The following is a 10,169-nucleotide window of genomic DNA, read 5'->3' on the forward strand; positions in this document are numbered from 1 at the left end:
CCAATCAAAAATGATTTGTCGAGCTGCTATATTTTTTCTGAAATATCCTTGGCTGGTATATATCCTTCTAATGTGCGATTGATATGTTGAAGCAGGCTGTCAAAACTATCATTAATATAGAAATGACCACCTTTGAACTTGTGTATTGAAAACTCGCCTGTTGTATGGGTTTGCCATTCAATCAAATCTCTTTGATTGACGTCATAATCTTTGTTGCCTGTGACCACATTAATCGCAGCTGTGAGTGGTTCCCTATTTTCGTTATACGTATAGGTTTCCATGAGCAGAAAATCTGATCGCAATATTGGGATAAACGCTTCTACCATTTGTTGATTTTCGAAAAGCTCTGCAGTCGTACCTCCAAGTTCCAATAGTCTTGCTTTTAATTGAACATCGGGAAAGGAAGAGTCAACCATCCCATCCCGTTCAATATGGGGTGCCCATCTTCCAGACATAAACATAACTTTCGGTTCCTTATTACTACGTTCTTTCAACATATGAGCTAACTCATAACTTAACAGGCATCCCATGCTATGACCAAAAAAAGCAAAAGGAGCATCATCTTGAACTTCATTAATCATCAACTCATATAGATCCTCAACAGCATCGTGGAAAGTTTCATAAAAAGGCGCTTTTAATCGATTTCCCCTGCCTGCAAGTTCGATAGTCTTTAATTCAATACAACTGCTCAATTGCTTCTTCCATTTGTAGTAATACAACGATGAACCTCCAGCAAAGGGAAACGTAAACAATTTTAATTTATTCATTATCGTTGCACCTTCACTCCTTCGCTGCTCCAACCGCTACTTTTTCAAACGGTCTTAAGTTAACTAATCTTAACGACCAAAGATCGATAACGGCATCGATGATTTTTTCTGTTTCCGTACTGGAATGTCCAAATTGATCCAGCAGTTCCCCTAATGTTTTTACCCCATCCGATTGTTCTAAAATGTGAAAGACATCCATTGAAATGTCCTTTTTGTACTTATTTCCAAAATGAAGTCTTATTTCATGAGTGGTCTGCTTCGCTCCATCTTCTGTATATCCTACAGACTTTTTTAGTTCTGCATTAAAAGGCCTCTTCGGCACCATCTGCAAATAATCCATTTTATCTACTGCTTTCTTGTCCACTATATAATCGCCAATTACTAAATGATGTATATTGGTTGTTAAAAAGCTAACAATTGCATCTTCTTCAGAGTTTACAATCGGTTCTACATTATTATTAAAAGATGTATTCAGCAAAACAGGTACATCTGTCAGTTTTCTAAATTCGTTAATCAATGACCAATAGCTGTCATTCGTCTCCTTCGACACAGTCTGCACTCGTGCCGTTCCATCAATGTGGGTGACTGCGCCGAGCAAGGAGCGTTTTTCTTCTCTAGCATTTAGAACAAAATTCATAAAAGATAATGGAGCTTTTGTTTTTGGTACATCATAATATTCATCCACATATTCCTCTAGAATGGATGGTGCAAATGGCCGGTAGCCTTCTCTCTTCTTCACCATTTCATTAATGATACTTTTATTTTCAACAGGTCTTGGATCAGCTAGAATGCTGCGGTTGCCCAGTGCTCGCGGTCCGAATTCCGATCTTCCTTGTACCCAACCAATGACCAAACCTTCTGCAATCAATGAAGCGGTAGATTCCGCAATATTAGTTGCCTGCTTAAAACTAACAAAGCCTTTCCAAACCTCTAGTGTCTTACTTAAACTTTCGTTATCTGCAATAGACGTTCCCCAGTAGAGGTGATCCAGTTTTCCTCTGCCATTTTCCTCATTCAGCTTTTCAGCCACATATAAAGCCCCGCCCAGAGCGTTGCCAGCATCATGTGCAGCAGGTTGAACAAATACTTCATCAAATAGACCCGAATACAATATTTTCCCATTCATTGAGCAGTTATGCGCCACACCACCTGACATACATAACTTCGTATGCCCTGTCGCTTCCCGGTAATAAGTAAGCATGTGCATAACGATAGTTTCTAATGCTTCTTGCAGCGCAGCGGCAAGATCCTTATGCTCCTGAGTAATTGGCCCTCCTTTTTTTCTAGGACTCATATAATCAAAAAGTGCCGTAGACCACGCATAATTTATTTTAAATTTTCCTTCTGGCAGTAACGTATATGCTTTTTTCAGCATTCTTCTAAATTTGCTAGGATCGCCATAAGGGGCGAGTCCCATAACCTTATATTCATCGTGCGGGTGATAACCTAACAATCGAATTATTGCAATGTAGAAAGCTCCCAAACTATTATCGTTGGATATGCGATCAAGCACTTGGAAATTGCCGCCTTCTGCACTAATTACATATCCCGCATAACCTTCTCTGGATTCACCATCTATTGTGACAGTCAAGCTTCGGTCGAAACCAGACATATGATGTGCACTTGCAGCATGACAGATATGATGATCGACAAAAACAATATTGTCTCGATTAAATATCGTCCCGTCATATCTATAGATCATATCCAGCAGTAAATCTTTTGTATTTTTAAAGGTAGATTCCCGGTAAAAAAAATCATCTCGAATAAGGAGATCACATTCTTGTTCCCTTGTGGACAACACAAGTTTATCAATATCTGCATAACTAACGCCAAAAGACTGTAAACAGAAATTAATGGCATGAATAGGAGCTTTTCCAGTATGTTTAATTCTGCTCAGTCTTTCTTCTTCAATTGCCGCAACTACAATACCGTCTTTTATTAGAACCGCCGCAGAATCATGAGAAATCCTTCCATAATCAAACGTTTTTAGATCCTCATGTGGATATTCCAGTCCTCCATGAATACTTAAGATTAGCATAATAACCCTCCAACCTATTGTTAGTCGAGCAACACTTTGCAGCACATTTATTGTAACCGCTTTCTAATTTGCCAAATGTTGCAGTTCATTTTTTTTGTCTTGCATAACATGCAGACGGCTGTAAACACCGCCTATTTGCAACAATTCCTCATGCGTTCCTTGTTCCACTATACTGCCTTTATCAATAACCAAAATCATATCGGCTTGTTTGATAGTAGACAGACGATGAGCAATAGCCATAGTCGTTTTCCCTATCATTAACCGTTCAAGACCTTGTTGAACTGCTTGTTCGGATTCAGAGTCAAGTGCAGATGTCGCCTCGTCAAGCAACAATATAGGAGCATTCTTTAACAATGCTCTAGCAATCGTTATTCTTTGACGTTGGCCTCCAGACAACCTCGCTCCCCGTTCTCCAACTAATGTCTTATATCCGTCTACTTGCTCCATAATAAAATCATGCGCATATGCAGCTGTAGCAGCCTCTACAATTTCCTCGAAAGTAGCATTTGTTTGACCATATCTTATATTCTCTTCAATCGTCCCTTCGAAGAGATAACCATCTTGTGAAACATAAGCGATTTGATCTCTCAATTCATCTAATGAATAATGATCAATTCGTTTGCCATCTACAGCAATTTCTCCTTCGCGGAGTTGATAGAAACCTAATATAAGCTTTACGATCGTACTCTTGCCTCCCCCGCTTGGACCAACAAGGGCAACTAGGTCTCCTCTTTTCACATTAAAACTAACACCATTTAATGTACTTTCACCATCAACATAACTAAACGACGCTTCACGAAAATCAATCATACCTGCTCTAACGTCATCGTGGTTATCATCTATCGATGTAAGCCTTTCCGGCTCAAGGTCTGTATCCAATAGTTCAAATACTCGGGTAGCCCCTGCAAGCGATGATTGCAAATTAGCCCAAAAACTCCCCAAATGACGAAACACATTCGTTACATGGTCTAACAAAAGAATTAAAGAAAACAACGTTCCAACTGTAACAAGACCTTCGATAATCATTAGCGAACCAAAAATAAACACTCCACCGTTATTGATCCACATTAACAAAAAATTTGTACTGTTTAATGTGGCGTTCCTTTTGGATCGTGATATGGATAATTTGGCTAACCATTCATTCGTTTCCTTATACTTATTTATCATCACTTCTGAAGCTTGGAATATACGGCTTACATGAGTCCCAGCAATAGAGTCCATTAATCGCTCCATCTGTTTGGCTGTACTTTCTTGAATGGCAGTACTTATCGCACGTAATGGCTTTGCAAATCTAGCATTCAAGTAGATCGAAAATATGCCCATTACAATTAATGCTAACGAAAATCGCCAATCTAGATAAAACATCACAATTGCTGAATAAACTCCTGTCATAACTAATGATAAAATTAATCGCAAATTTTCAGTTAAAGCCGTTTCAACACCACCTAGATCACTATTTACTCTAGAGATGCTGTCACCACTATGGGTATTTTCAAAATAAGAAACAGGCAATCGCTCTAAGTGCTGATACACGAACAGTCGGAAATCAATCATAATCGACTTCACTGTCTTGCCGAACAAATATTGAAATAGTGGAGTCAAAATCATAAGGCCCGTAATAATTAAAGCGAACCAAAAAGTTATTGTTAATAAATTATCCATACTTTTGTTAGCTATTGCATCAAGTGCAAACTTCAGCAAGAGAGGGAACACAATTGCTAATATCGAATCCATAAAGCTTATGCCGATTAATCCAAACAAATAAGATTTTTTTCTTGGAGCGATTAACTTTACGAGCCTTGAAATTTCGGAACGATTATTATTCGCCATCATCTAAGCTCCCTCCCCTGCTATCGCCGAAGGGGATTTCCCCTGATGAATAAGTTGATTATTGTATAATCTCTTGTATGCACCGTCTTGAAAGAGCAGTTCAGCATGTGTTCCACTTTCAACAATCCGACCATCGTTCAACACAATAACTTCGTCCGCTTCAATGATTGTAGACAAACGATGTGCGATAATAATTACTGTTTTGTCTTTCATGATACGCATAATTGCTTCTTGAACTAACATTTCTGATTCCGTATCTAGCGCTGAAGTCGCTTCATCCAAAAGCAGAATTGGGGCATCCTTAATTATTGCACGAGCTATTGATATTCGTTGCTTCTGGCCTCCAGATAGATTAACCCCTCGTTCTCCAACTAAAGAGTTGTATTTATCCGGTAAAGACATAATATAATCGTGAATATTAGCCATCTTCGCAGCTCTTTCTACATCTTCCATACTTAGCTCGTTTCTACCGCAAGTTATATTTTCTGCTATAGTCCCTGTAAATAGGAAGGTTTCTTGAGATACCAAAGCCATTTGTGATCGTGCATATGAAATTTCCCATTTGGCGAGAGGTTCATTAAACAATTTAATAGAACCGCTCTCGTGATTATAAAATTCAGTGATCAGTTTAAAAATAGTTGTTTTCCCTGATCCGCTAGGTCCCACGAATGCAACTATTCTTCCTTGTTGCAAAGTAAAATGAATATCATCCAACGCTTTTTTATTCCCATCGTAGGAAAACGAAACGCCTTCAAACTGTAAAGCAGGAGAATTAGGCAATATAAGAGGGCGTCCACCGTCTGTTCGTTCCTTTTTTTCATCAAAAATGTTGAAAAGATGCTCTGCTACCCCAGCCGTTATTTTGTAACTGCTAAAGTAATTAGGTAAAACGGCGATGCCCGGGACAAGATATGTAAGCAAATGGGCAAATGCGACTAGACCGCCAGTAGTAAATTGACCCTTTATGACCATGTATCCGCCAAGTAGGAAAAATAATAAGTAAGGAAGGGTTTGTGCAACTACAGTTACAGAGCCGATAGCTGCTTTCCTTTTCTCAACCTTTAATGATTCTATCAACATTTGATCAAGTATAACTTTGAATTTATTAAATAATGTCTGTACTAGATTGTACGTCTTAATCATATGAATGCCGTTAATCGTCTCTTGGACAGCGGTGTTGGACTTTGCTATGCTGAGTTGAAGTTTAGAGGAGTAGTCGTTTAATGGACGGCTAATGTAATTCGTTAGAATAAGCATAAGAGGCAGAAATATTAAAATAAAAATGAGTAGTTTCCAATTTAAAAATAACATAACGATAATGCTTGCGCTTAATCGAATAACTTGAAATACAATTCCCATAAGATCATTTTTAATAAAATTTTCAATCGCTGCAATTCCATTAGTTACTCGGGAAACGAGGTCCCCTGAATGATTTGCTTCCATGTAGGAAATCGGCAATTTATCAATATGAGCACTAAATTTATTTTGCAAATCACGTGCAACACCTGCGCTATAACGACCAGATGCATATATTTCAAGAAAATTCATTATAATTCCGACTGCGATGTAAACAAGCATATATTGTATTGCAACAATTAATTTTTCATTATCGCCGGATAGAGAAGAATTGATTAAAATATTTAACAAATACACTAAAAAGGTATCATTAGCTGCGATAGCTATTATACTAACAAGTTTAACGATAACCCAGAATCGATAAGGAATAAGAAACGGTATTATCCTTCGAAAAGGAGAAGGTGCAGGCCGTTGTCTTGCTTCCTTCATAATTAAACACCTCCCTCATTAAAATAGTAAATATACTACTACTATGAGTTTTAAGCGCTTTCTTTAATGATTACTTCGATATATTCTCTTAGACTCTTGAGTGTAGAGAAGTTTTCAGTTCCTAAGCTCATATCTTCAAACTCAATCTCAAACTCATCTTCAAGAGCAACTATTAGCTTGATGAATGCAATAGAGTTAATTCCAAGATCTATAAAGCTCATATCTATCATGCTTTCATCCACTGCTTGCTCCAAAAAATTTTTCATAACCTTATTAAATCTGATTTCAATTCCATTTATAACTTCTAATTGCTCATTCATCATTATTCCTCCTACAATAAAATAAGTTCACCCTTCTCAATTAAGAACGTTAATCCACTCCCTTATTAATGCAGTAAAGAAACTGGCCGCACGATATTTTATTTTTTAAATGGCTTATCGTGCAGTGAAATTGAACAAGCTGATTTTAAGGAGGAGAGTAGTCGGATAGCAATACGCTTGATCATGAAGCTGTCACGCATATTAAACGATATCATTCTACAATTAATTGCACAATAGCATCTGTAAAACTGAATAAAACCTGTATTTCTTTTAATACCGTGTTTCTTCGCTAAAGCTCCCCATTAGCTGAAATTTTCTTTTTATTTATTCCAGTAATTAATCTTTAGAACGCAATAACGCACAAAAAGCCTCTTCTTGTTGCATGTAAGAGGCAGTTTGTGAATAGATTTATCGCAGTATTTAAGGGGTCAGCTTTATTTCGTATTGTTGAGTCATATTTAGATCGCGTAAACTTTTAAATTCATAACCTTGCCTTCTTGCTTCATCTATTATGCTGCCAAGGGCATCTGCATTGTCTTGGGACACAGAATGAAGCAATAAAATTGCACCAGGATGAAATTGTTTGGTGACCTGCTCAAATGCATATTGTGCACCCTTTTGAGCTCTCACGTCCCAGTCTTTATAAGCGATGGACCAGAATACGCTGGTGTAACCCCAGTTTTTACTTTCTGCAAGCACTTTTTCGTTAAATATACCTCTCGGAGGTCTCAAATATTCCATCTCCTGCTGACCAGTCATAAGCTGAACCTGCTCTTTTACCTTTTTAAGCTCATTCCGAATCATTTCCTCCGAGAGTTGCGTCATATCAGGATGACTCCATGAATGGTTGCCTATAATATGTCCTTCATCCACCATTCGCTTTAACAGATCCGGTTGATCCTTAATGTAATGACCTGTTACAAAAAACGTGGCTGGTACTTTTTTTTCATTCAATACATCCAATATTTTAGGCGTAAGACCATTTTCATAACCATTATCAAAGGTCATAAATAGTTCATTACGAGTTGTATCACCAAGAAACAATGCTCCATGCTTTGTAATGATCGGTTTAAAACCTTCCTCATCAATAGAAGGTAACTTTCCCGCCACGCTTTTTTTGAAGCCAAAATGGTATACGTTCGGCTGTGCTAATACCGTACTCACACCGCTTCCGTATAAAACAAAATAGGCTGCGATAAGAAAGCATGAAATGATCCGCAATTTTTTCAGTCTCAATAAATTCTTACTCCCCTCGTCAATTATAATGCAAAAGCTGTTATTGTTGCTCGTAGCTCTTACTATTACCTAGATGATTCACAATCATTCGTTTATTTAACAAGGTTTTCGTGGAATAAAAAAAAGGGAACTTCTTTTTAAAAGAAGTTCCCACATATTAATTAGATGGTCGGGACGACACGATTTGAACATGCGACCCCCTGGACCCAAACCAGGTGCTCTACCAAGCTGAGCTACGTCCCGAATACTTTATGGAGCGGAAGACGGGAATCGAACCCGCGACCCTCGCCTTGGCAAGGCGATGCTCTACCGCTGAGCCACTTCCGCAAAAAAAATGGTGCCGTCGAGAGGACTTGAACCCCCAACCTACTGATTACAAGTCAGTTGCTCTACCAGTTGAGCTACAACGGCACATTAGTAACGATTATTTAGTTAATCGTAATTGGTTGCGGGGGCAGGATTTGAACCTGCGGCCTTCGGGTTATGAGCCCGACGAGCTACCGGGCTGCTCCACCCCGCGTCGTTAAAAAAATGTTGGTGACCCGTAGGGGACTCGAACCCCTGTTACCTCCGTGAAAGGGAGGTGTCTTAACCACTTGACCAACGGGCCATACTATTTTGCTAAGAAAGAGAACGGAGAGAGAGGGATTCGAACCCTCGCACCACTTACGCAGTCTAACCCCTTAGCAGAGGGTCCCCTTGAGCCACTTGGGTATCTCTCCATGATTGGCTCCCCGAACAGGACTCGAACCTGTGACAACTCGATTAACAGTCGAGTGCTCTACCAACTGAGCTATCAGGGAATAAAATTCAGTGCTTGCGCCCTGAAAACTGGATACGAAAGAATAGCTTGAGTTACTTTAGCTGTTGTTTGTAGGTTGTATGACCCAGGTAATTTTCTCATTGTCTTCGACAAGGAAGAAAACACCGATACAAACGTTATAGGATAAGCCCTCGACCGATTAGTATTCGTCAGCTCCGTACATTACTGCACTTCCACCCCGAACCTATCAACCTCGTCGTCTTCAAGGGGTCTTACATACTGGGAAATCTCATCTTGAGGGGGGCTTCACGCTTAGATGCTTTCAGCGTTTATCCCGTCCGTACTTGGCTACCCAGCTATGCTCCTGGCGGAACAACTGGTACACCAGCGGTACGTCCATCCCGGTCCTCTCGTACTAAGGACAGCTCCTCTCAAATTTCCTACGCCCGCGACAGATAGGGACCGAACTGTCTCACGACGTTCTGAACCCAGCTCGCGTACCGCTTTAATGGGCGAACAGCCCAACCCTTGGGACCTACTTCAGCCCCAGGATGCGATGAGCCGACATCGAGGTGCCAAACCTCCCCGTCGATGTGGACTCTTGGGGGAGATAAGCCTGTTATCCCCAGGGTAGCTTTTATCCGTTGAGCGATGGCCCTTCCATTCGGTACCACCGGATCACTAAGCCCGACTTTCGTCCCTGCTCGACTTGTAGGTCTCGCAGTCAAGCTCCCTTATGCCTTTGCACTCTTCGAATGATTTCCAACCATTCTGAGGGAACCTTTGGGCGCCTCCGTTACATTTTAGGAGGCGACCGCCCCAGTCAAACTGCCCGCCTGACACGGTCCCTCTACCGGTTTCACGGTAGTAGGTTAGAACTCCGATACGATCAGGGTGGTATCCCAACGTCGCCTCCACACAAGCTGGCGCTCATGCTTCAATGGCTCCCACCTATCCTGTACAGATCGTACCAAAGTCCAATATCAAGCTGCAGTAAAGCTCCATGGGGTCTTTCCGTCTTGTCGCGGGTAACCTGCATCTTCACAGGTATTAAAATTTCACCGGATCTCTCGTTGAGACAGCGCCCAATTCGTTACGCCATTCGTGCGGGTCAGAATTTACCTGACAAGGAATTTCGCTACCTTAGGACCGTTATAGTTACGGCCGCCGTTTACTGGGGCTTCGGTTCACAGCTTCGGATTGCTCCTAACCGCTCCCCTTAACCTTCCAGCACCGGGCAGGCGTCAGCCCGTATACTTCGCCTTACGGCTTCGCACAGACCTGTGTTTTTGCTAAACAGTCGATTGGGCCTATTCACTGCGGCCCCCTCGGGCTATTAACCCTACCGAGGCACCCCTTCTCCCGAAGTTACGGGGTCATTTTGCCGAGTTCCTTAACGAGAGTTCTTCCGCGCGCCTTAGCATGCTCTG

Annotated in this window: 6 protein-coding genes, 7 tRNA genes and 1 rRNA gene (1 of these 14 running past the window's edge); all 14 read right to left on the minus strand. The window is 40.7% G+C overall.

Features of this window, described 5'->3' with window-relative positions; all coding sequences use genetic code 11:
- Positions 1–26: 26 nt before the first annotated feature.
- Entirely contained in the window at positions 27–767 is a 741-nt protein-coding gene (locus MFF31_RS23270) for a thioesterase II family protein (RefSeq protein ID WP_238191455.1), read from the minus strand.
- A gap of 13 nt (positions 768–780) precedes the next feature.
- A complete protein-coding gene (locus MFF31_RS23275; protein ID WP_238191456.1) occupies positions 781–2,805 on the minus strand; it encodes a carbamoyltransferase family protein in 2,025 nt (674 codons plus the stop codon).
- Positions 2,806–2,868: 63 nt separating this feature from the next.
- Complete coding sequence (locus MFF31_RS23280) at positions 2,869–4,638, minus strand: ABC transporter ATP-binding protein (protein ID WP_238191458.1); 1,770 nt, start codon at positions 4,636–4,638, stop codon at positions 2,869–2,871.
- On the minus strand, positions 4,639–6,420 hold the full coding sequence (locus tag MFF31_RS23285; RefSeq protein ID WP_238191460.1) for an ABC transporter ATP-binding protein: 1,782 nt from the start codon (positions 6,418–6,420) through the stop codon (positions 4,639–4,641).
- Between the two features lie 50 nt (positions 6,421–6,470).
- On the minus strand, positions 6,471–6,743 hold the full coding sequence (locus MFF31_RS23290; protein WP_248565558.1) for a phosphopantetheine-binding protein: 273 nt from the start codon (positions 6,741–6,743) through the stop codon (positions 6,471–6,473).
- Positions 6,744–7,160: 417 nt separating this feature from the next.
- Positions 7,161–7,970: a delta-lactam-biosynthetic de-N-acetylase gene (pdaA, locus tag MFF31_RS23295; RefSeq protein ID WP_375541371.1), complete on the minus strand. Its 810-nt coding sequence runs from the start codon at positions 7,968–7,970 to the stop codon at positions 7,161–7,163.
- A 172-nt stretch (positions 7,971–8,142) separates the two neighbouring features.
- Positions 8,143–8,219, minus strand: a tRNA-Pro gene (locus tag MFF31_RS23300).
- Positions 8,220–8,228: 9 nt separating this feature from the next.
- Positions 8,229–8,303, minus strand: a tRNA-Gly gene (locus tag MFF31_RS23305).
- Positions 8,304–8,311: 8 nt separating this feature from the next.
- Positions 8,312–8,387 (minus strand) — tRNA-Thr (locus tag MFF31_RS23310).
- Positions 8,388–8,419: 32 nt separating this feature from the next.
- A tRNA-Met gene (locus MFF31_RS23315) sits at positions 8,420–8,496 on the minus strand.
- 15 nt (positions 8,497–8,511) lie between these two features.
- A tRNA-Glu gene (locus MFF31_RS23320) sits at positions 8,512–8,586 on the minus strand.
- Between the two features lie 24 nt (positions 8,587–8,610).
- Positions 8,611–8,698, minus strand: a tRNA-Ser gene (locus tag MFF31_RS23325).
- A gap of 5 nt (positions 8,699–8,703) precedes the next feature.
- Positions 8,704–8,779: transfer RNA gene (locus MFF31_RS23330), tRNA-Asn, on the minus strand.
- Positions 8,780–8,918: 139 nt separating this feature from the next.
- Positions 8,919–10,169 (minus strand): 23S ribosomal RNA (locus MFF31_RS23335) (it continues 1,680 nt past the right edge of the window).

Origin of the sequence: Paenibacillus sp. L3-i20 (genome assembly GCF_022180385.2) — a bacterium.
Classification (GTDB): Bacteria; Bacillota; Bacilli; order Paenibacillales; family Paenibacillaceae; genus Pristimantibacillus.

What these genes read in the sequence shown, in the direction of transcription:
- MFF31_RS23270 (WP_238191455.1), bottom strand. Translation starts at nt 767, where the DNA reads ATGAATAAATTAAAATTGTTTACGTTTCCCTTTGCTGGAGGTTCATCG.
- MFF31_RS23275 (WP_238191456.1), bottom strand. Translation starts at nt 2,805, where the DNA reads ATGCTAATCTTAAGTATTCATGGAGGACTGGAATATCCACATGAGGAT.
- MFF31_RS23280 (WP_238191458.1), bottom strand. Translation starts at nt 4,638, where the DNA reads ATGATGGCGAATAATAATCGTTCCGAAATTTCAAGGCTCGTAAAGTTA.
- MFF31_RS23285 (WP_238191460.1), bottom strand. Translation starts at nt 6,420, where the DNA reads ATGAAGGAAGCAAGACAACGGCCTGCACCTTCTCCTTTTCGAAGGATA.
- MFF31_RS23290 (WP_248565558.1), bottom strand. Translation starts at nt 6,743, where the DNA reads ATGATGAATGAGCAATTAGAAGTTATAAATGGAATTGAAATCAGATTT.